The organism is Bacillus sp. JJ1609, from assembly GCF_036967045.1.
Classification (GTDB): domain Bacteria; phylum Bacillota; class Bacilli; order Bacillales; family Cytobacillaceae; genus Mesobacillus.
On the sequence record NZ_JBALSS010000025.1, the window covers coordinates 11,608 to 31,513 of the forward strand.

Genomic DNA, 19,906 nt, shown 5'->3' on the forward strand with positions numbered 1-19,906 from the left:
GGGGCTGACCAAGGCGCTTGCGCTTTTCTATTTAAACATCGATGAACTATGAAGCGGCTGAGTTTTAGCCTTAGGATCAATGAATGATTTTGCGTTGTTGACAGCTGTTGGTGCTTCGCCAAAACCGGTCGCAATCAATTTCACTTTTCCTTCGTATGTGCAAATGTCGCCAGCAGCGTAGATGCCAGGGATATTCGTTTCCATTTTTGAGTTAACCAGAATCGAGTTCTTTTCGATTTCTAATCCCCACTCTTTAATTGGTCCAAGAGAAGAAACGAAACCAAAGTTGCAGATCACTGCGTCAACATCCACATTTACTGTGTCTTCGCCGTTTGCATCCTGAAGAACAATCTGGCTGATTTTATTTCCATCACCAATAAGCTCGGTAGGAATATAAGGTGTCTTGATATCCACCTTAGAGTTTTGAAGATTTTCGACACTATGTTCATGAGCACGGAATTTGTCTCTGCGGTGTACAATTGTAACCTGTTCAGCGATTGGCTCTAGCATTAATGCCCAGTCTACTGCAGAATCTCCTCCGCCTAGTACAGCCACTTTTTGGCCAGCGAATTGATTCAAATCATCGATAAAATAGTGCAGGTTCTTGCCTTCATATTGTGCAGCGCTCTCGAGTTCAAGTCTGCGCGGCTGAAAAGCACCATTTCCGGCTGTGATGATCACAGTCTTCGTATAATGTGTTTCTTTGTCAGTCGTTAACTTAAATGTGCCATCTTCCAGCTTTTCAAGCTTTTCAACTGATTGCTCCAATGCAGTTGCTGGCTCAAATTTAGCCATTTGATCCTTCAGGTTATTAATAAGCTCCTGAGCACGGACTTTTGGAAAACCGGCAACATCATATATGTATTTCTCTGGATACAGTGCTGATAATTGCCCGCCTAATTGTGGCAAACTTTCAATAATCTTAACAGATGCTTGTCTCATTCCGCCGTAGAAAGCAGTGAATAGACCAGCAGGCCCCCCGCCAATAATCGTGATGTCATAAACTTTTTGATCTTCTTTCACTCCATATCCCCCTCACTATGTAGTAAAATTGCTCCAATTTTTATAATACCATAAATAGAAAATTAAAACTCATTATCATAATAGAAGATTCAATTAGGAACAATATATTTAATCATTTTATAACAAAAAATAGGGAAAAAGTTCTGTTTTCTGAATATTTCCAAGTTTAGTTTATAGCTTGAAAATACGAGGTAAAAAGAATATCATATATTGTAGACGAGAATGTTAAGATTTTGTGACATTTTCAGGACATTTTTTTGAACTTTTTAGTGAATAATATCACAAACTTTTCCGTGAAAAAGATGGCGGCAAATAGAGATGAGCCATTCGACCAAAAATATATTAAAAAGGTGGAAGTGATCACTTTGAGAAAGCCAAAGATCGTAATTTTAGGAGCTGGATACGGGGGATTAATGACAGCTACCCGTTTGCAAAAAGCTGTTGGAGTAAATGAAGCAGATATCGTCTTAGTTAATAAAAATGATTACCATTATGAAACTACTTGGCTGCATGAGGCTTCAGCAGGAACTTTGCATCATGACAGAGTTAGATACGACATTCGTGATGTGATTGACCGTCACAAGGTTGAATTCATCCAGAGCACAGTTGAAGAAATCAAAATGGATGAAAAGCGTGTAATTCTTGAAAACGGCGATATCATTTACGATTATCTTGTCATTGCCTTAGGTGCTGAAACTGAAACTTTTGGTATTAAAGGCTTGAAGGAGTATGCTTTCTCTATCGTTAATGTGAACGCAGCAAGACAGATTCGTGAACACATTGAGTATCAGTTCGCTACTTACAATACTGAAGCAGAGAAAAAAGACGACCGTTTGACAATCGTTGTTGGCGGCGCTGGGTTCACTGGAATCGAATTCCTAGGTGAATTGACGAACCGTGTTCCTGAGCTTTGCCGCGAATATGATGTGGATTTCCACAAAGTTAAAATCCTGTGTGTAGAAGCTGCTCCAATGGTGCTTCCTGGTTTTGACCCTGAGCTTGTTAACTATGCTGTTTCTCAGCTTGAGAAAAAAGGCGTAGAGTTCCGCATCGGAACGGCAATAAAAGAAGCAACTCCAGAGGGCATCATCGTTGCAAAAGGTGAAGAGGAAGTCGAAGAAATCAAAGCTGGAACGGTTGTATGGGCTGCTGGTGTACGTGGAAGCTCTATCATTGAAAAATCTGGAATCGAAGCAATGCGCGGACGTGTTAAGGTCCAGCCTGACCTGCTAATTCCTGGCTCGGAGAATGTATTCATCGTGGGTGATTGCTCGTTGATCATCAATGAAGAAATCAATCGTCCATACCCGCCAACTGCACAGATTGCTATGCAGCAAGGTGAAGTATGTGCTAGAAATATCGCTGCACTTGTTCGTGGTAAATCAGAATTAGAAACATTTACACCTGACATTAAAGGTACAGTATGTTCACTTGGTGAAGACGACGCAATTGGCGTAGCTTTCGGCAAGAAAATGGTCGGCACTAAGGCTTCTATCATGAAGAAAATAATCGACAACCGTTCACTTTACATGATTGGCGGACCTTCATTAGTACTTAAAAAAGGAAAGTTTAACATCCTATAATTAACTTTTAAAACAGGCTTCTTTACAGGGCCTGTTTTTTTCGTGAGTAAGAAAAACACTGAAACCACTCGAATCTAAGCTTTTGTTAAAATAGAGAGATTAAAGGTTTATGCGGGGAAGGGAAGATTGTCATGGGTAAGCGTGAGAATGTTTGGCTTGGGGTAGCTGGACTGGTTATCGATGAAGACGAAAGATGGCTTGTAGTCAAAAAACGGTACGGCGGCCTTAAAGGCAGCTGGTCACTTCCAGCAGGCTTTGTGGAAGAAGGCGAGACAGCAGACAGTGCAGTAATCAGGGAGGTGCTGGAAGAAACAGGTATTCGATGTAAGGTTAAGGGTCTGCTCGGTCTCCGAACAGGGGTGATCAGAGATTCCATTAGTGATAATATGCTGGTCTTCCTCCTTAGCCCATCGGGATCGCTGAAAGTAAAAGCCCAGGAAACAGAGTTATATGAAGCGAAATTTATGCTTCCTGTCGAATTGGACGCTGATCCTGACACATCAATATTATTAAAGTTTCTTTTGGAAAAACATCAGCAACAAGTTAAGACAGGAATAGATGGGATTGATCCTGGACAGCAATTTAATTACACTGAATATCGCTTATTTTTATAATTTTCTGAAATTTTAAGGAAGTGACAGATAATCAAAGAAAATCGATGATGTATCCGTTTTCAATCTACTTTTTTGGTCATTTTTGAACCTTTTCAAATACAATGAATGTCTGATATATTATCAGAAAATTCAATAATATAAAAGGAGAGGTTAACAAATGAAAATGCATACACATGACTCAAAAGAATGTCCATATTGCTCAGGTAAAGGATATTTCCAATTACTACTTGGCGGTTCTGAAACTTGTTCTTGCTGCAGCGGGTCAGGGAAATCAAAAAAATAAAGCATTACATCTTGGACCTTCGCAAATGCGGGGTTTTTTCTTTTTACGTTCTTTTTGAGAATTAAGATTATATTATTAAAGGCTCTGTTAACTTAACACTTGATTCCGCTCCAGGCATTCGCTTTCCGCGGAAGAATTAGGAAAAAGCTCAAGAGCCAGCTTTTTCAAGGACAAATTCTTGTAGGGGCGACTCCTCGTCGCTTTGCTAATGCGGGGTCAATTGATTGTATCATTTGACCTAGGTCTCACCTTGGCCGCTGAACCCGCAGGACTCTGATAAGCTTCCTCGAATCTGCCCACGCACGATGGAAATGCGTTAGCATTTTTGGAGGAGTCGAGTAACTTCCGCTCTAATCAACAGGTGCTATAAATCAACATTGCCCTTTAACACAGTCTTATTAAAAGTAAAAGTCGTGAATTAATCTTTCGAAGTAACCATTTCATTGACTCAAAATAGGACAAACAGTAAACTAGAAATGATGTGTAATGGGGGGATTTAGATGTTGACGATCGTAACACTCATCATTTCGATGTTATTGTTTTTTGTATTGTTTTTTGGGATTGGTTTCTTGCTAAATATGTTGTTGAGAATGTCTTGGATCATGGCTATCATATATCCATTAATCGCTATATTTATCATTGATCAAGTCCGGTTTATCGAGTATTTCACAAATAGCGGAAAAGCTTTTACTGACCTTGGGCAAAGAATTTCTAGTCTTGCTTTAGCAGATATCCTGATTTTAAGCAGTGGACTGGCCGGAGCGGTCCTTGCTGGAGTCGTAATCAAGCTATTGAGGAAAAAAGGATATCAAATGTTTTAAGAAAAGCGGTTGCAGACCCTCTGGCTTAAAAAACTAAAGTTCCAAACAAAAACCTTCACATTAGTAGGAAGGTTTTTTTTGTACATAAAAAAATAGGAAAGGGAGAAAACTATCTTTAAGTTTAAAGTATTATTTTACTTTTACTGGAAGTGTAAATAGGTATATTGACACTTTTTTGCTCCTTTTGGAATATTTCTTGTTGCGATGGGAAATTAATAGATTTGGGAGGAGTGAAAAATTATATGAATATTTTAAAAAATTGGGCCAGACGCTCAGCGATGGCAGTTTTATTTTTTGCTGCCATAACATCAACGTTCCATTCGATCTCAGGCGTAGAAGCAGCAACATTTGCTACATACATATTTGACAGCGAAGGAACACACCAAGATGACACCTCACAATTTGAACATAAAAAGAAATCAGTTGGACTAGCATTTAAATTTTTGAAAAAGATTTCAGATTTTAAAACCAAGATTTCATCAAGTGAAAAAGTTGCGGGTGCACCGCCAACACTTGAACAATCGCTTAATTGGTCTCAATATCCTAAAAAGTCAATTATAGCTACAGGTTATACAGCAGGAATTGAATCCACCGGGAAAAACCCTGGACACCCGGAATATGGAATTACATACTCAGGTGTAAAAGTAAAACGTGATTTATATTCAACCGTCGCAGCTGATTTAACTGTATTCCCGATTGGAACGATTCTTTTTATTCCGGGATACGGTTTTGGTGTTGTCGCTGATAAGGGCGGAGCAATTAAAGGGAATAAGGTTGATCTATATTATGACACTGTAAGTGATGTTTATGAACAGTGGGGCAAAAAGACACTGGATGTCTATGTGATTGAAATAGGCGATGGGAAATTGACTGAGGATGACCTAAAAGCGCTAAATGAAAATGAATCGATGCAGGTATTTCGCCAGCAATATATCAGCGGCAAGAAATCCTAATAAAAGATAAGGCAAATTCCGGACGGAGTTTGCCTTTTTATTGTTTTTCAGTCATGGATCAGGCTATGCAATTTTTCAAGACCGTCGAGCAGTCTTGGGGAAGGCCGGCAATAAAGTTCTTCCTCCAGGATCAAGATGCGGTCCTGTTTGACTGCGGCCATCTCATTCCAGCCCGGTCGGCCGATAATTAATTCCTTTTTTACCTTTTGCCTTCTCACACCTACCCATGCTATGCAAATGTAATCTGGCTTACGTGACCTGACATCATCCCAGTCTGTTTGGACACTTGCCAGTTCGACATCTTTAAAAATGTTCTCAGCCCCGGCAGCTTCTGATAATTCTGTCAGCCAATTAATCCTGCCAGGCGTGAAAACGGGCTTTGGCCACCACTCCCAATAAAGCTTTGGCTTTGAGGATGTTTTTGCTCCTTTTTGCTTTATAGCTTCAAGCCTGCTCCGGAAACGTTGAGCCGTTTCTTTCCCTCGTTCAGGCATGTTTAAGGCATTTGCAGTCAAGAGTAAGTCATTCTCTATATCTTGAAGCGATTGCGGGTTCAAAATGATATGAGGAATGCCACGGGCTTTTAAGCCATCAATATTTTTTTCCATTCCTGGGACACTGAGTGAAGCTAGAACAAGGTCTGGCTTCAATTCCTCCACTTGGTCAAGGTCAATTGATAGGTCAGGCCCGAGCTTTGGAATTGCTTTTATAGATTCAGGCCAATCAGAAAAATCATCTACTCCGACCAGAAGATCAGTCAAACCGAGAAATTCCATGATTTCAGTGTTGCTTGGGCATAACGATATAACTCTCAATGTGTTCACCTGCCTCTTAGAACTGTATCGAATTTATACTCCCACTCTTATAATAATAGGTAATGCAATAGCAGGGCTAAGCCAATGCCGCTTAGTCCGCCGAAAAATACTTCGATCGGCTTGTGGCCAAGCAATTCTTTTAATTCCTTTTGTTTTTCTTTTTCCGGCTTATTCTGCCAGCCCTTCGCCTCTTCTGCAAATCTTGAGAAGTCAGCAACAAGCTGGTTCAGTACAATCGCTTGCTCGCCAGCCTGTCGGCGGACGCCCGATGCATCGAACATCGTGATGATCGCAAATACGGCTGAAACAGCGAAAACGGCCGAATCCATCCCTGTTTCGAGGGCAACACCAGTAGATAGAGCCGTCACGGCGGCTGAATGTGAGCTTGGCATTCCCCCTGTACTTGTCAGCAATGACCAGTCAAGTCTTCTTGTCGCAATATATTGGATGGGTACTTTGATAAACTGTGCGAAAAGAATAGCCGCAAGTGAAGCCCACAATGGGAAATTTGTTAATAATTCCATAGCTGTACCCCCTAAAATGTTTCTTTTTATAGACTATGTGTGTGATGTTTATTTAAGGATTATTGTTCGCCTCCTGCGTAAAAAGCGAGCTGAGAAGGCTCCAGAACCGCCCGTGTTAACCGAGCCCTTGTGCGGAAATCAGCAGGAAAGATTAAAAGTGCTTTTATTAAGTAATACCCAAGAAAGATTGATTCATTACAGTAATATCACAGTTTTGATAATATAGTTTTAACTGGTGCGAATTGGGGTGAGCATTTTGACGGAATACCCGGATGAATACTACGAGTTCTTTATTAAATTCAACGAAGGGGACTACTATACCTGCCATGACTTGCTTGAAGATATGTGGATGACCGACAAAGGCAATCTTTTTTTAAAAGGCCTGCTGCAAATGAGTGTGGCGATCTACCATTATAGTTACGGAAATGTAAAAGGGGCCCGCCTGATGATGCAGGCAGCTCATGATTATTTACAGTCCTACCGCCCTGTTCACTGGGGAATGGACCTCGAAAAAATTTATCCTTTCATCGAAGCGTGCCTAACTATTTTTCCGCAAAATATAGACAGGGTGCCCTATGAACAGGTTAGAGATCTTCCGGTGCTGCCAGTTTTATATTTGTATCTGGAGGATGAATTGGAAGAGTAACAAGAAGAGGGTTACAACGCGATATTTAATTTGGGTCCATTATTTATATAAACCAGCTTTAGGTATCGATTAGGAAGTCGAAATATTTTTAAGTTTTCGTTATAATAAAACTATAAATACGGAGGTGAAGCAATTTGTTTAACGTGAAAAATGAATTTAATTTAACGAACAGCCATGACTGCCTGGTAATCGGCTTATTTAATAAACCGTCTGGATTTGAAGGAGTCAATGCTGAAGCAGATCAGCTTTTTGAAGGGCAGCTTACTGAACTCGTGAAAAATGGAGAGATTTCATCCAAGAAAAAAGCAGTTTCAAAGATACATACTTTCGGTAAAACAGGTGCAAAAAAGCTATACTTTGTCGGCCTTGGACATGAAAAAGAACTGGATTTTGAAACATTGAGAGAAGCCTTTGGACGCCTATTCAAGACATCCAAAGCAGAAAAGTGGACGGAAGCAGCTGTATTGCTTGATACTTTTACATCCGATGCGGTTGAACTTAACGATGCAGCCCACGCATTAGGTGAAGCATTTGCGATGGCGACTTACGCATTTGAAGGCTACAAGCAGAAATCAAATGAGCCTGAAAAACGCATTGAGAACCTAACAGTTTACAGTGCGGATGAAGAGGGAGAGGTAGAAGCCGCTCTTGAGGTTGGATACGCGTTTGGTAAGGCAACGAATTCAGCACGAACTCTTGTTAATACACCAGGCAATCTTCTGACTGCAACAGACATGGCAGAATATGCTAAAAAGCTTGCGGAGAAATATGAGTTTGAAGTAGAGATTTTAGAAAAAGAAGAAATGGAAAAACTTGGCATGGGTGCGCTACTTGCTGTTAACCAAGGGTCCACAGAACCGCCAAAAATGATTGTCTTGAAGTATCAGGGCAAAGAAGAATGGACAGACGTAATCGGATTAGTCGGAAAGGGAATCACCTTTGACACAGGCGGGTATTCAATTAAGACTAAGGCAGGAATCGTGGGTATGAAATCGGATATGGGCGGCGCTGCAGCGGTCCTGGGAGCAATGGAGATCATCGGTGAGTTAAAGCCTGAGCAGAACGTAGTTGCGGTCATTCCATCAACAGACAATATGATCAGCGGAACAGCGTTCAAGCCGGATGATGTTATTACTTCAATGAGCGGCAAAACGATCGAAGTATTGAACACCGATGCAGAAGGACGTCTTGTACTTGCAGATGCAATGACATATGCCAAGCATCATGGAGCGAACTATCTTGTAGACATCGCAACACTGACAGGAGGAGTTATCACTGCTTTAGGACTCCACACTTCAGGCGCGCTGACGAACAATGAAGCTTTGTTTGAACAAGTTCTCGAAGCTTCATATGAAGCAGGAGAGCAAATCTGGCGTCTGCCAATATTCGAAAGAGACCTGGAGAGAGTCAGAAGCAGCAAAATCGCTGACCTTAACAATTCTCCAGGTGCAGAAGGCCATATGATCATGGGCGGTGCATTTGTCGGCGAATTCGCTGAAGGCACTCCATGGGTACACCTTGATATTGCCGGAACAGCAACAACTGCCAAGGACCACGACCTGGGTCCAGCAGGCGCAACCGGCGTAATGGCACGTACACTTGCATTGCTTGTTGAGAGATTCGAACCAATTAAATAAAACCGTGAATTAAGACCCTGAGGCGAATGCTTTAGGGTCTTTTATATATAGTGGCAGAAAAAATATTTAGCTTCTAAAGTGATCTAAATTAACATTGAACTCAATCCAACAAGTTAGCAATTTTTTAAACCAACCCAACAAGTTATTAAACCAATTCAACAAGTGATAAAATGAATTCAACAAGTTAATAGACTAACCCCAAAAATAATTAAAGCGATTCAACAAGTAAAAGACGATTCAACAAGTAAAAGACAATTCAACAAGTAAAAGACAATTCAACAAGTAATAAAGCGGTTGAAAGATAAAATCAAGCCATAAATGAGGTGATTATCATGTATTTTGGTAAGCCGCGGAAAACCGCTCCATCTGACAGAGTCCCGCCAAACCAGAATGTCACGACTGCGTTTCCCGTGCTTCATTATGGGAATATCCCCAACTATAAAAATCTTGATAACTGGACATTAAGGATTTGGGGGCATGTGATTCAGGAAACAGTACTCACTTTTAATGATCTAATGAAGCTGCCGCAAAAAACATCGGGTAATGATATTCATTGTGTCACAGGCTGGTCCAAGCTCGATAATATCTGGGAAGGCATCCCGACACAGGAACTGGTCAGCCTGGCAAAACCTAAAGACAGTGCGAAATTTGTGATCCTGCATGCAGAGGAAGGGTGGACAACAAACCTGCCCATTGAGGATTTTGTTAAGGATACAAGTCTGCTTGCACATACCCACAATGGAGAACAGCTTACACCAGAGCATGGCTACCCATTAAGGGCTGTAATCCCTCATCTGTATTTCTGGAAGAGCGCCAAATGGCTTAGGGGGATTGAATTTACTAATGAAAACAAGCCGGGTTTTTGGGAGAAGAACGGCTACCATATGTATGGGGATCCTTGGAAAGAAGAGCGACTATCCTGGGACTAAAAAATAGGTCTTTCCTTATTGGTTAGACAACCTTATTATAACCCTGTAAAACATGGATTTACCCCTTATCTATAATACTTGTCGTGATATGGACAATCGCCCACTCAACCGCCCTGTTTATGGCATATGAAGTATTGTAGGCAAATATATTAGGGAGGTGGCTTCATGAATAGAAGAAGACCGTATTATGGCGGAGGATTTGGAAGACGCCGTTTCTTTTTCGGAGGACCGTTTTTAGGAGGAGTGGTTGGTGGTCTTTTGGGCAGCGCGCTGTTATATCCGCGACCGTATTATCCTTATGGATACCCATACTACTCGCCATATGGATACGGATATCCTTACTACTAAAAGTGAAAATTGCTTTGCCGCCGTTCTGGACAACGGCGGCTTTTTCCTGTTCGGCTGTGTTAAACTGGACTGTTGATTTCCGCTCCAGGCACTCGCTTTCCGCAGAAGAATTATGAAAAAGCGGCTTTTTCATAAATAAATTCTTCATGGGGCGTCAGGTGATCCTCCTATCATAAACTCGCCGGCCATTTTTTCCTTTGAGTTGTTCTCGGACATTTTCTCATAACAACTCGCCAGCCTTTTTTCTCTTTGAGTTGTTCTCGGACGCCCTCTCATAACAACTCGTCGGCCTTTTTCCTCTTTGAGTTGTTCTCGGACCTCCTCCATAACAACTCGCCGGCCTTTTCCGCTGAACCCGCTGAACAATGAACAGTTTCCTCGAATCTACCCACGCACGATGGAAATGCGTTTGCATTTTCGGAGGAGTCGAATGCCCTCAGTGTTGAATATTCTTTTCATTCCCATCTTAACTTTAGAATGATGTGGCAGCATTCTTTGTCTCCGACATGGTCTTGAAAGGTCATCGTGATCCCGTCAGGGTTATAGGTTATTTTCGGCTTTTTCTTGATCCCCGCAGAGTCGACAAGGTGTTCAACCTCAGCCTGATTTGATTGTTGGGCAGCAGCCATTAAGTCATTTGAAAATGAAGAGGAAGAGGTGATTTTCTTCATAACCAGGTTGGCATCCTCCATTAGCATGATTGCTTTTGTGGCGGAAGTCTTAAATAGGGCTGTAGTTACTTCGGGATAGGGGCGGAAGTCGGGAATGGGGCTCAATTCATCTCGTCCGGCATTACAATAAAATAAATAATGCATTTACTTCCCCTTTCTTTTAATCAGAATAGTGTAAGGACCTTTTTGTCATCCCTTTCAATGTATGAAATTCAATCTGTGGGTATGATGCGAAAAAAAGCTAAAAGCGCTTGAGAATTAAAAAAAGAGGGAATGTATGAAGAAAATAGAAATGTAATACATATATACTTCTATAATTTAAATAGAATGAATGGGACGGTGCCACATGGATTTGGATCTGGTGATCAATATTATCGAAGAGAACGGCTATATGGGATTGTTTTTATGGCTTTGGTTCGGCATTTTTATCATCCCAGTACCCAATGAAGTCCTTTTGATGACCGTAGGACTCGCTTCGTCCATGGGCTCCCTTGATCCATACCTTGCGTTCCTGGTTTCCTACTTGGGTATTTCGACTGCCTTTACCAGCATCTATCTGGTTGGGAGGATAATAGGAAGAAGGCTATTGCGCTTCCTGGAAAAAAGGAAGCGGTTTGCGGATACAATCGAATCCTCGATGAAGATGATGGATAAATATCATGCTTTTTCATTATTCCTTAGCTGCTTTGTACCTGGTGCAAGGAATTTGATTCCTTTGCTTTATGGATTCAGCAGGCTTCCATTTAAAACATTTGCTGTTTTTGCTTATAGTGGTGCGTTTATCTGGGTATTAACCGTTTATATGATAGGATTTTTATTCGGGGATAAAATGGATGCGATCATGAAATATAATAAAGAAATGTGGCTCCTGGTAATTTTAGCGGCAGCGGTGGCAGCTGGGATCATTGTTTTTAGAAGGAAAAAAATGAAGAATGCAGGAATAGAGAGTGCTCTTGGCACGGAAAGTGGCATATATCAGGAAAGGCAGCAAAAATAGCCGCCTTTCTCAAATGAAATTCACTTTGCCACAGGACGTGGCGGTTTTAGTCGACCAGCGCTTGTCGGGGCTGACCAAGGCGTTTGCTCTTTTCTTATTGTCCAGCTGCGGCTCCTAACTCCTCGAGACGCTTCGGTCCTGCCAATGAAGTCAAAAACCGACTTCACTGTCAGGCCCTCCAGCGCTTTTCGGAGTTGTGCAGTCGCCTCCGCTTTTCTTATTAAAATTCATTTCGGTGTTCGACTAAATCAATAGCTCCTAGGACAATATGGGCTAAACCAAAACCGAAGACAGTGTTGGAAATCATTTTATCGATTTTACGGTTTTGTTTCATAGCATAACCTGCGGCAGTGACAGCAGTCCCGAGTACTGTGGGGATCATACCTTCGCGAATTCGATTCATTCGATTCACCTCATAATTCAGGATGCGTCCTTAAGGACAGTTTTAGTTTCTCCAGCAATCCTTGCAATTCAATTTCCAAATCTAAGGAGGTAGATAACATGGAATTAAATCAAACGCTTTTAGGGTCACTAGGTATCGAAATTACTGAGCTGCAAAAAGGAAAGGTTACGGCTACTATGCCGGTGGATGAACGTACCAGACAGCCATTTGGATTGCTTCACGGAGGGGCATCTGTAGCCTTGGCAGAAACGGTCGCAAGTGTTGGGGCCTTTGAATTAGTAGACAAGGTAAACGAAGTCGTTGTTGGCCTTGAAATTAACGCCAACCATATCCGTGCTAAAAAGGATGGTTTCGTTACAGCGGTTGGCACTGTCCTGCATCAAGGGAAAACCACCATGGTCTGGGATATTAAAATCACTGATGAAAACGAAAATCTCATTTGCGTATCAAGGTGTACCATTGCCGTAATCAAACGTAAAAAATAAGTTCGATCAGCCTCAGCGGCTGATCTTTTTATATTTCAAGATTAATTTCAACCACTTTTCTTAGTTTTTCATTATGATATCCTGCTGGAGCCAGCTGCAGTAATTTATTGCGGATGGAACAAAGTATAGGGAAGTCAACTTTTGCTGCCAGCCCGTATACTTTCGTTTCATGTTTGACTAGCTTCATCCGTGCAAGCCGGTTCAATTCGTACTTCTCGAATGCCTTTTCGATCGACTCTTCTGTACTGATCCATTTTGAAAGATAGGCGGCTTCCTCAATAGCCTGTGAAGCACCCTGTCCGATATTTGGCATTGAAGCATGTGCAGAATCCCCAACAAGGAGGATGTTGTCAGAATAAAAGTGTTCCAAGGGTTGGAGGACAGATAGTTCATCAAAAATGATATTTTCCGGAGGGGTATTTTCCAGGATTTGCTGGATAGGATCGTGATAATAGAAAAAGTTGAACAATAAATCGATTGGAGTCCACTTAGACATATTCGTTGTGCTTGACTCGGATTTTTTAAATGCATACCAGTATAAGCGATTGCCAGGCATTGGAGTGATTCCGAATCGGCCTCTTGGTCCCCAGGTTTCGGTATATGGAATTTCGCTGAAGCGTGGGTTATCTATGAAGCCGCGCCAGCACACAGATCCCGATAAGGAAAATTTGCTTTCTGGAATTACTTTTTTCCGAATCGGGGAATCAGTCCCGTCACTGCCAATAAGATATTCTGCTTCTGCAGTGGAACCATCCTTGAAGTTCAGTTTGATCGTTTGGTCAATCTGTTCAAGGTCAATTAATTCCTTATTCATGCGGAGGGAACCAGGGAGAAGTGCTTCTGTTAAAATCTTCATAAGTGTGGAGCGCTTCATGAAAAGGTAATTTGGGATATGAGAGGGAGAGTGATAATCGAAATTTGCAATGATTTCGCCTGAATGGGATTTAACCATACATTGATCGGATGTCACTCCGTTTGCAATCATCTGTCCGCCTAATCCCATAATGTAAAATGATCTTATCGCATTGCCGCTCAAAACAATGCCAGTATCAGGGCCGCTGAAATCTTTTGCCTTTTCATAAACTTCAGCGCCGATTCCTTTTTTCTGCAACGCCACTGCTGAGCATAATCCGCTAATTCCGCCGCCAATTATGGCAATTCTGCCATGAGCCATAAAACTCCCATCCTTTCAAAATGAAAAATGCTTAAATTCACTGTATGGCTCCTGAAGAAAAGTCTCCTCATCCTTACTATACTTCACGTGATCTTTGAAAGGTATGAATAATAATTGAACAATCTGGCAATTAACAAAGCCACCAGGGAGTTAAACCTGATGGCTTTAAAAAATTATTTCGACTGATTCATTTCCGGCATAGATTTTCTTGCTTTAGCTAGGTCATCCTGTACCGTTTTATCAGATAGCTTGATGCCTGAGTTATAAGCTGCGCGGCTGATTAAGTGGCCAGCAACCGGGGAAGTAAGGAAAATAAATCCGATGCCCAGTAATAATCTCGAATTAAAATGATCCTCGATAAACCAAAAATACAGGAAGGTCCCCAGCAGCACAAGCATGACCCCCATAGTAGCACTTTTTGAAGCAGCATGGTTTCGCGTATAAACGTCTGGAAGCCTGATCAAGCCGAACGCCGTAACAAGGCTGAGAAATGCCCCCACTAGGATGAACAATGCAGCAAAAAATTTAGCTATTTCCATTTCTGTCATATTCCATGATTACTCCCTTCTCAAGATATTTTGAAAAGGCGACTGTCCCGATAAAAGCAAGTATACCGATCAGCAGGATGATGTCCAAAAAGGCACTTGTTTCAAGCAGGATAGAGACGAGTGCAATAAGGGACACAAGGCTGATTCCGATTGCGTCTAGGGCGACCACCCTATCAGCGATAGTAGGTCCTTTTATCACGCGATAGATTAGGCCGATCATTGCGAGGGATATGAATGCCACTGAAACCCACATAATCATGTTAAACATCATCTGCTCACCTCCATGATCGATTTTTCAAACGTATCTCTGATCCCTTTGATTGAATCCTCCGCATCATCAATATCCATAGCGTGTACATACAGGATTTTATTATCAGGAGAGACATCTACGACCAGGGTACCTGGAGTTAGCGTGATGAGATTTGCGAGCACGGTAATCTCCCAGTCTTGTTTCAATTCCGTTGGGTATGCAAAAATTCCAGGCTTTATATCAAGCTTAGGTTTCAGGATTACCTTAAGGACGGCAATATTAGAAAGGATTAATTCCCTCGTGAAAATATAGATCAGATTTATTACAGCCAAGAACCTTAACAAGTAAAAACGTGAATTGAAAAAGCGGCGGAATATATAAATGATGAGCAGGCCAAAGAAATACCCGACGAAAAAAGTGGCTGGGGAGTACGATGTCTTCAGAAACATCCATACAAATGCCAGAATGAAATTCAGCAAGATTTGAAAAGCCATAGCTCATTACTCCTTTAAAACTGCATCGATGTAGATTTCCGGATTAGAAAGTGTTTCAGCAGCCATTGAAATTACCGGATAAATTGCATCTGTTCCAATTCCGTACAGAACAGCGAAGGCTGTTAAGAGCGCTGGAGCGACGAGCAGCCATCCAACAGGAGCATTTTGCTCAGATTTATATGCCCTCTCAGAACCCCAGAAGCCTTTAATGAAAATCTTCATTACCGAAAACAAAACGAAAAGGCTCGACATAAGGACAACGAAGGCCCCAAAATAACTGCCTGCTTCAAAGCCGGAACGTACAATCATCAGTTTCCCTGCGAACCCGCTTAGCGGGGGAATGCCTGCAAGTGCCAGTGCTGCGATGAAAAATGTCCAGCCAAGCCGCGGATATCTATGCAGCAATCCGCTGATTTTGTCAAGGTCGCTCGTCCCTGTGATCCGGATGATAATCCCAATAAGCAGGAATAGGGCGGCTTTGATGTTCATGTCGTGGATCAGGTAAAAGATAGAGCCAGTTAATGATTCCTGTGTCAGTACGGATACACCATACAAGATGACGCCAACCGCGACAATAATATTATAGATAATGATTTTCTTAATGTCTGAATAAGCGATTGCGCCGATCACTCCAGCGATGATCGTCAGGATCGCCAGAATTTGCAGCAATTGATGTGTGTATCCAGCATCATGGTAAAAGAATAGCGAGTATGTCCTTGTGATCGAGTAAACTCCAACTTTGGTCAGCAGTGCGCCGAATAAAGCCATTACTGGGGCTGGAGGAGCGTAGTAAGAGCCTGGGAGCCAGAAATATAACGGGAAGATGGCCCCCTTCAAGCCAAAAACGATCAAGAACAAGACTGCTATGACAGTAATAATCCCCATATTGCCAAGCTCGCTGATCCTCACGGAAATATGCGCCATGTTGAGCGTACCTACTACTGAATAAAGATACGCGACAGCGATGACAAATAGCGCTGAGGAGATGACATTCACGAGTATGTATTTGATGGATTCGCGGAGCTGAATTTTTGTTCCGCCCAAAACAAGCAGGACATATGAAGACATAAGCATGACTTCAAAAAATACAAACAGGTTGAAAATATCACCTGTAGTAAAGGCGCCGTTCACGCCCACTAGCAGGAAGTTGACAACAGGATAGTAATAAAATTTTTCCCGCTCGAAACCGATTGACTTGAAAGAGTAAATCACGCTGGCAAATGCAATTATGCTGGTCGTCAGCACAAGAAGCGCTGATAGCATATCCGATACGAGCGTGATCCCGTATGGGGCCTCCCAGTTGCTGACATCCATTGTCTGGATCCCATTTTTATAAACATGGTTTGCGAGCATGGAGGCAGCGATAATCACGGAGAAAGAGCTTATTGCCGAAATCCACCGCTGTGCCAGTACATTTTTTGTGAAAAAGATTAGTAGAACCCCTGTAATCAAGGGAATTAAAATGGGTAAGATGATTAGGTTATTCATGTCCTTCCTTTCCTCTCAAACGATCCATATTATCAGTTCCAAGCTCCTGATAGGCTCTGTAGGCCAAAACCAGGAAGAAGGATGTTACCCCAAAACTAATGACGATTGCTGTCAGGATCAAAGCCTGAGGAAGTGGATCGACATAAGCTTCTGCATGCTCGCCAAGAAGGGGAGCAGCACCCCTCTTTAAGCTGCCCATCGTTAAAATCAATAAGTGAGCGCCATGGCTTAGCAGACCTGTACCGATAATGATCCTGAGCAAGCTTTTAGAAAGCATGAGATAGGTTGCTGTCATAAACAGGATACCAATTAGAAAAGCCATTAAAATTTCCATTATTCGCTCTCTCCAATCGTTTGAATAATGGTCATTGTCACACCAATGACGACTAGGAACACGCCAGTGTCAAACAATACCGCTGTATGCAAAGAGGTTTTGCCAAGGAGTGGCAGATCAACATAAGTAAAGGCATGCGTCAGAAAAGGCATGTCCATGATTAAACCGCCTGCTCCAGTTCCAATGGAAAAAAGGAGGCCAACTGCGATGACCTTGATGTAATCGAACGGCAGGATTGCCTTCACTGTTTTAATATCGAAGGCAAGCAGCAAAAGCACAATGGCTCCCGATGTCATCAATCCGCCGATAAAACCTCCGCCCGGATAGTAGTGACCGGCAAAGAACAGGTGGATTGAAAACAGGATGATGACGAACAAGGTGAATTTAGTAACTGTCTGCAGGATAATATCATTTGTTTTCATCCCTATTCTTTCCCCCTTGTCAGCCGAAGTTTGATCATGGCAAAAATACCAAGAGCGGCAATGCCAAGCACCGTAATCTCGAACATCGTATCAAAGCCGCGGAAATCAACGAGAATGACATTAACCATGTTTTCGCCGCCGGCTTTTTTATAAGTGTTCTCAATATAATACTCTGAAATTGAATTGAACATTTTATTGCTGTGTGCTGATAAAGCGATAAGAGTGACGAGTGCACCAACTCCAATTGAGACTATAGCATTTCCCAGCTTGAAGCGGATTCGCTCCTCGTTTTTTCCGAGTTTTGGCAAATGGTAAAAGGCCAAGAGGAAAAGGGCAACGGAAACTGTTTCAATCACAAGCTGTGTCAGCGCTAAATCTGGTGCACGGAAAATGACAAAGAAAAGCGCAACTGTATATCCGACAGCTCCAAGAAGGATGATCGAAGTCAGCCTTGATTTAGCGAACAGAATGGTGATGGAGGAAACAGCCACAATCAATACGAGGATCACTTCTAAAAATCTGATTGGCGCGACATTGCTAAAATCGAGTTTAAACGCATTCTTGTAAACCAAAGTTGTGGCCAGGATAAAGATAAAGAATGAAAAAATGTAAACCAGATATGTCCGGATAAAACCATTCATATACGTCTTGGTAATGTTTCGTGACACTATCTGGATGAGCTCCAGGCCGCGGTCATAAATATGGTTCAACGTAAGTCGATCAGGGAAAATCCGATAGATACCTGACCATTTTGGAAGTGTTTTGAAAAGCAAAAATCCAAGAATAATGACACCTATAGTCATAAATAATTCAGGTGTTGGACCATGCCAGTGAGATATATGGACATCAAATCCTTCCCCGTTTTCCAGCAATGACGGGAAAATCGAACCCAAAGCAGGTGAAATAATGGTATGTGAAAGTACATTTGGGAAGATCCCGAAAATGATGACAAGTGAAGCAAGGATAACGGGAGAAATCAGCATCCCGATCGGCGCTTCATGCGGTTTCTTTTCCAGCTTCTCAGGCTGGTATTTTCCGGTGAATGTCTTAAATACATACATCATGCTGTACAGGAATGTGAACACACTCGCCGTCCAGGCAATAACCGGGAAAAGGATTCCCCATGTATCCAGGCTGAATATGTCCATTTTCGCAACTCTAAGCATACCGGTGAAAAACATCTCTTTACTCAAGAAACCATTGAATGGCGGGATACCTGCCATTGAAAATGTTCCAATGATTGCGAGAGTGAAAGTAATTGGCATGAAATTCATCAGGCCGCCAAGCTTGCGGATATCTCTTGTCCCAGTTTCGTGGTCAATGATCCCCGTAACCATAAACAGACTGCCCTTGAAAGTGGCATGATTGATTAAATGGAAAACAGCAGCTGTGACAGCGACAATATAATATCCATCCTTAATCGTGCCATAGTGAAGGGCCGCAGCGCCAACACCAAGCAATGACATGATCATACCAAGCTGGCTGACTGTCGAAAATGCAAGAATTGCTTTTAAATCAGTTTGCTTTACGGCTGAAAAAGAACCCCAGAATAATGTAATCACTCCAATTCCAGCCACGAGCCAGACCCATACGCCTGAATGCGCGAAAACAGGCGTCATTCGGGCGACAAGATAAATCCCTGCCTTAACCATCGTCGCTGAGTGCAAATACGCACTGACTGGAGTAGGCGCTTCCATCGCATCTGGAAGCCAGATGTGAAATGGGAACTGAGCAGACTTTGTGAATGCCCCTAACAAGAACAGTATCAAGGTTGCTGTGAACAAAGGATGATTAACCACTTCATTAGACATAGCAATCGTCTCAGAAATACTGAAAGTGCCTGTGATGATATGAAGCAGCAGAATGCCCCCGAGCATCGATAAGCCGCCAAAAACTGTGATTAGCATTGATTTTTGTGCGCCATATCTTGAGCGTTCTTTATGGTTCCAGTAGCCAATCAACAGGAAGGAAGAAAAGCTAGTCAATTCCCAGAAAGAATAAAGGACGATCAGGTTATCCGATAAGACAACACCGAGCATGGCTCCCATGAATAAAAGCAAATATATGTAGAATGTATTGAGCTTTTCTTTTTCAGGTGAAAGGTAGTAGATCGAATATAAGACGACCAGTGCTCCAATCCCCGTGATTAGCAGCGCAAAAAGTAACCCTAAACCATCAATTTTAAGGGCGAAATCAACACCCAGCGAGGAAATCCACGGAAAGGATTCAATAACTGTATCCCCATTTCTTGTCACACTTATAAATTGAAGGAAATATACAAAAAGCACGGCGGGCAGCGGCAAAAGGAACCACCCTGTATGTATGTTACGGAAGTGCTTATGTAAAAATGGAATTAAGACCGCGAGTAAAAGCGGCGATAAAACTGCAAGGTGAAGTAATGACAAAAGATAATACCTCCTTATAATTCCAAATTTAATTTTTTGATTCAAGCATTAACATTATA

Annotated in this window: 24 protein-coding genes; 11 read left to right on the forward strand and 13 right to left on the reverse strand. The window is 42.1% G+C overall.

Features of this window, described 5'->3' with window-relative positions; genetic code table 11:
- Positions 1–27: 27 nt before the first annotated feature.
- Positions 28–1,023: an NAD(P)/FAD-dependent oxidoreductase gene (locus V7654_RS17805; RefSeq protein WP_335432044.1), complete on the reverse strand. Its 996-nt coding sequence runs from the start codon at positions 1,021–1,023 to the stop codon at positions 28–30.
- Positions 1,024–1,388: 365 nt separating this feature from the next.
- On the opposite strand from V7654_RS17805, the gene V7654_RS17810 reads away from it, so the two are divergent.
- The 5 genes from V7654_RS17810 to V7654_RS17830 all read left to right on the forward strand — a co-directional run bounded on the left by V7654_RS17810 (position 1,389) and on the right by V7654_RS17830 (position 5,277).
- Positions 1,389–2,606: an NAD(P)/FAD-dependent oxidoreductase gene (locus V7654_RS17810; protein WP_335432290.1), complete on the forward strand. Its 1,218-nt coding sequence runs from the start codon at positions 1,389–1,391 to the stop codon at positions 2,604–2,606.
- Between the two features lie 131 nt (positions 2,607–2,737).
- Complete coding sequence (locus V7654_RS17815) at positions 2,738–3,220, forward strand: NUDIX hydrolase (RefSeq protein ID WP_335432045.1); 483 nt, start codon at positions 2,738–2,740, stop codon at positions 3,218–3,220.
- Between the two features lie 157 nt (positions 3,221–3,377).
- Complete coding sequence (locus tag V7654_RS17820) at positions 3,378–3,503, forward strand: YuiA family protein (protein WP_335374893.1); 126 nt, start codon at positions 3,378–3,380, stop codon at positions 3,501–3,503.
- Between the two features lie 500 nt (positions 3,504–4,003).
- The gene (locus V7654_RS17825; protein ID WP_335432047.1) at positions 4,004–4,324 is read left to right on the forward strand and encodes a YuiB family protein; all 321 of its coding nucleotides are present in this window, start codon (positions 4,004–4,006) and stop codon (positions 4,322–4,324) included.
- A 242-nt stretch (positions 4,325–4,566) separates the two neighbouring features.
- Positions 4,567–5,277 carry a 3D domain-containing protein gene (locus V7654_RS17830; protein WP_335432049.1) on the forward strand — a complete coding sequence of 237 codons (711 nt, stop codon included), beginning with the start codon at positions 4,567–4,569 and terminating at the stop codon, positions 5,275–5,277.
- 47 nt (positions 5,278–5,324) lie between these two features.
- Here the strand turns inward: V7654_RS17830 and V7654_RS17835 are convergent, their stop codons facing one another.
- Both V7654_RS17835 and V7654_RS17840 read right to left on the reverse strand, forming a co-directional pair.
- Positions 5,325–6,092 carry a cobalamin-binding protein gene (locus V7654_RS17835; RefSeq protein WP_335432291.1) on the reverse strand — a complete coding sequence of 256 codons (768 nt, stop codon included), beginning with the start codon at positions 6,090–6,092 and terminating at the stop codon, positions 5,325–5,327.
- 47 nt (positions 6,093–6,139) lie between these two features.
- The gene (locus tag V7654_RS17840) at positions 6,140–6,616 is read right to left on the reverse strand and encodes a divergent PAP2 family protein (protein WP_335432051.1); all 477 of its coding nucleotides are present in this window, start codon (positions 6,614–6,616) and stop codon (positions 6,140–6,142) included.
- Positions 6,617–6,872: 256 nt separating this feature from the next.
- Here V7654_RS17840 and V7654_RS17845 point away from each other — a divergent pair, with 256 nt between their 5' ends.
- The 4 genes from V7654_RS17845 (at position 6,873) to V7654_RS17860 (ending at position 10,176) form a co-directional block, all read left to right on the forward strand.
- Positions 6,873–7,262 carry a DUF309 domain-containing protein gene (locus V7654_RS17845; RefSeq protein ID WP_335432052.1) on the forward strand — a complete coding sequence of 130 codons (390 nt, stop codon included), beginning with the start codon at positions 6,873–6,875 and terminating at the stop codon, positions 7,260–7,262.
- A 134-nt stretch (positions 7,263–7,396) separates the two neighbouring features.
- Positions 7,397–8,899 carry a leucyl aminopeptidase gene (locus V7654_RS17850; RefSeq protein WP_335432053.1) on the forward strand — a complete coding sequence of 501 codons (1,503 nt, stop codon included), beginning with the start codon at positions 7,397–7,399 and terminating at the stop codon, positions 8,897–8,899.
- A 332-nt stretch (positions 8,900–9,231) separates the two neighbouring features.
- The gene (locus tag V7654_RS17855) at positions 9,232–9,828 is read left to right on the forward strand and encodes a sulfite oxidase-like oxidoreductase (RefSeq protein ID WP_335432054.1); all 597 of its coding nucleotides are present in this window, start codon (positions 9,232–9,234) and stop codon (positions 9,826–9,828) included.
- Positions 9,829–9,993: 165 nt separating this feature from the next.
- The gene (locus V7654_RS17860) at positions 9,994–10,176 is read left to right on the forward strand and encodes a hypothetical protein (RefSeq protein ID WP_335432309.1); all 183 of its coding nucleotides are present in this window, start codon (positions 9,994–9,996) and stop codon (positions 10,174–10,176) included.
- Positions 10,177–10,631: 455 nt separating this feature from the next.
- Here V7654_RS17860 and V7654_RS17865 read toward each other — a convergent pair whose 3' ends face one another.
- Complete coding sequence (locus V7654_RS17865) at positions 10,632–10,991, reverse strand: hypothetical protein (RefSeq protein ID WP_335432055.1); 360 nt, start codon at positions 10,989–10,991, stop codon at positions 10,632–10,634.
- A 202-nt stretch (positions 10,992–11,193) separates the two neighbouring features.
- On the opposite strand from V7654_RS17865, the gene V7654_RS17870 reads away from it, so the two are divergent.
- On the forward strand, positions 11,194–11,844 hold the full coding sequence (locus V7654_RS17870; protein WP_335432057.1) for a DedA family protein: 651 nt from the start codon (positions 11,194–11,196) through the stop codon (positions 11,842–11,844).
- 220 nt (positions 11,845–12,064) lie between these two features.
- On the opposite strand, the gene V7654_RS17875 is transcribed toward V7654_RS17870, so the two are convergent.
- The gene (locus tag V7654_RS17875) at positions 12,065–12,247 is read right to left on the reverse strand and encodes a hypothetical protein (protein WP_207502121.1); all 183 of its coding nucleotides are present in this window, start codon (positions 12,245–12,247) and stop codon (positions 12,065–12,067) included.
- Positions 12,248–12,345: 98 nt separating this feature from the next.
- On the opposite strand from V7654_RS17875, the gene V7654_RS17880 reads away from it, so the two are divergent.
- Entirely contained in the window at positions 12,346–12,732 is a 387-nt protein-coding gene (locus V7654_RS17880; RefSeq protein ID WP_335432058.1) for a hotdog fold thioesterase, read from the forward strand.
- A 28-nt stretch (positions 12,733–12,760) separates the two neighbouring features.
- Here the strand turns inward: V7654_RS17880 and V7654_RS17885 are convergent, their stop codons facing one another.
- From V7654_RS17885 to V7654_RS17920, 8 genes are all read right to left on the reverse strand, one after another.
- Positions 12,761–13,906, reverse strand: a complete 1,146-nt coding sequence (locus tag V7654_RS17885) for an FAD-dependent monooxygenase (RefSeq protein WP_335432059.1) — start codon at positions 13,904–13,906, stop codon at positions 12,761–12,763.
- A gap of 173 nt (positions 13,907–14,079) precedes the next feature.
- Positions 14,080–14,454: a monovalent cation/H(+) antiporter subunit G gene (mnhG, locus tag V7654_RS17890; protein WP_335432060.1), complete on the reverse strand. Its 375-nt coding sequence runs from the start codon at positions 14,452–14,454 to the stop codon at positions 14,080–14,082.
- A complete protein-coding gene (locus tag V7654_RS17895; RefSeq protein ID WP_423994633.1) occupies positions 14,432–14,713 on the reverse strand; it encodes a Na(+)/H(+) antiporter subunit F1 in 282 nt (93 codons plus the stop codon). Before V7654_RS17895 ends, mnhG begins: the two co-directional genes overlap by 23 nt.
- Before the next feature lie 8 nt (positions 14,714–14,721).
- The gene (locus V7654_RS17900) at positions 14,722–15,198 is read right to left on the reverse strand and encodes a Na+/H+ antiporter subunit E (protein WP_335432061.1); all 477 of its coding nucleotides are present in this window, start codon (positions 15,196–15,198) and stop codon (positions 14,722–14,724) included.
- 6 nt (positions 15,199–15,204) lie between these two features.
- Complete coding sequence (locus V7654_RS17905; protein ID WP_335432062.1) at positions 15,205–16,686, reverse strand: Na+/H+ antiporter subunit D; 1,482 nt, start codon at positions 16,684–16,686, stop codon at positions 15,205–15,207.
- Complete coding sequence (locus V7654_RS17910; protein WP_335432064.1) at positions 16,679–17,020, reverse strand: Na(+)/H(+) antiporter subunit C; 342 nt, start codon at positions 17,018–17,020, stop codon at positions 16,679–16,681. The genes V7654_RS17905 and V7654_RS17910 overlap by 8 nt, the downstream gene beginning before the upstream one ends.
- Complete coding sequence (locus V7654_RS17915) at positions 17,020–17,442, reverse strand: Na(+)/H(+) antiporter subunit B (RefSeq protein WP_335432065.1); 423 nt, start codon at positions 17,440–17,442, stop codon at positions 17,020–17,022. Before V7654_RS17915 ends, V7654_RS17910 begins: the two co-directional genes overlap by 1 nt.
- A gap of 2 nt (positions 17,443–17,444) precedes the next feature.
- Complete coding sequence (locus V7654_RS17920; protein ID WP_335432067.1) at positions 17,445–19,847, reverse strand: Na+/H+ antiporter subunit A; 2,403 nt, start codon at positions 19,845–19,847, stop codon at positions 17,445–17,447.
- Positions 19,848–19,906: the final 59 nt, after the last annotated feature.

Bases quoted from the DNA above. Each gene is read 5' to 3' on its own strand.
- V7654_RS17860 (WP_335432309.1), top strand. From the start codon at position 9,994: ATGAATAGAAGAAGACCGTATTATGGCGGAGGATTTGGAAGACGCCGT.
- mnhG (WP_335432060.1), bottom strand. From the start codon at position 14,454: ATGACAGAAATGGAAATAGCTAAATTTTTTGCTGCATTGTTCATCCTA.
- V7654_RS17895 (WP_423994633.1), bottom strand. From the start codon at position 14,713: ATGATTATGTGGGTTTCAGTGGCATTCATATCCCTCGCAATGATCGGC.
- V7654_RS17875 (WP_207502121.1), bottom strand. From the start codon at position 12,247: ATGAATCGAATTCGCGAAGGTATGATCCCCACAGTACTCGGGACTGCT.
- V7654_RS17880 (WP_335432058.1), top strand. From the start codon at position 12,346: ATGGAATTAAATCAAACGCTTTTAGGGTCACTAGGTATCGAAATTACT.
- V7654_RS17870 (WP_335432057.1), top strand. From the start codon at position 11,194: ATGGATTTGGATCTGGTGATCAATATTATCGAAGAGAACGGCTATATG.
- V7654_RS17820 (WP_335374893.1), top strand. From the start codon at position 3,378: ATGAAAATGCATACACATGACTCAAAAGAATGTCCATATTGCTCAGGT.
- V7654_RS17865 (WP_335432055.1), bottom strand. From the start codon at position 10,991: ATGCATTATTTATTTTATTGTAATGCCGGACGAGATGAATTGAGCCCC.
- V7654_RS17815 (WP_335432045.1), top strand. From the start codon at position 2,738: ATGGGTAAGCGTGAGAATGTTTGGCTTGGGGTAGCTGGACTGGTTATC.
- V7654_RS17905 (WP_335432062.1), bottom strand. From the start codon at position 16,686: ATGAATAACCTAATCATCTTACCCATTTTAATTCCCTTGATTACAGGG.
- V7654_RS17840 (WP_335432051.1), bottom strand. From the start codon at position 6,616: ATGGAATTATTAACAAATTTCCCATTGTGGGCTTCACTTGCGGCTATT.
- V7654_RS17825 (WP_335432047.1), top strand. From the start codon at position 4,004: ATGTTGACGATCGTAACACTCATCATTTCGATGTTATTGTTTTTTGTA.
- V7654_RS17900 (WP_335432061.1), bottom strand. From the start codon at position 15,198: ATGGCTTTTCAAATCTTGCTGAATTTCATTCTGGCATTTGTATGGATG.
- V7654_RS17830 (WP_335432049.1), top strand. From the start codon at position 4,567: ATGAATATTTTAAAAAATTGGGCCAGACGCTCAGCGATGGCAGTTTTA.
- V7654_RS17915 (WP_335432065.1), bottom strand. From the start codon at position 17,442: ATGAAAACAAATGATATTATCCTGCAGACAGTTACTAAATTCACCTTG.
- V7654_RS17855 (WP_335432054.1), top strand. From the start codon at position 9,232: ATGTATTTTGGTAAGCCGCGGAAAACCGCTCCATCTGACAGAGTCCCG.
- V7654_RS17885 (WP_335432059.1), bottom strand. From the start codon at position 13,906: ATGGCTCATGGCAGAATTGCCATAATTGGCGGCGGAATTAGCGGATTA.
- V7654_RS17910 (WP_335432064.1), bottom strand. From the start codon at position 17,020: ATGGAAATTTTAATGGCTTTTCTAATTGGTATCCTGTTTATGACAGCA.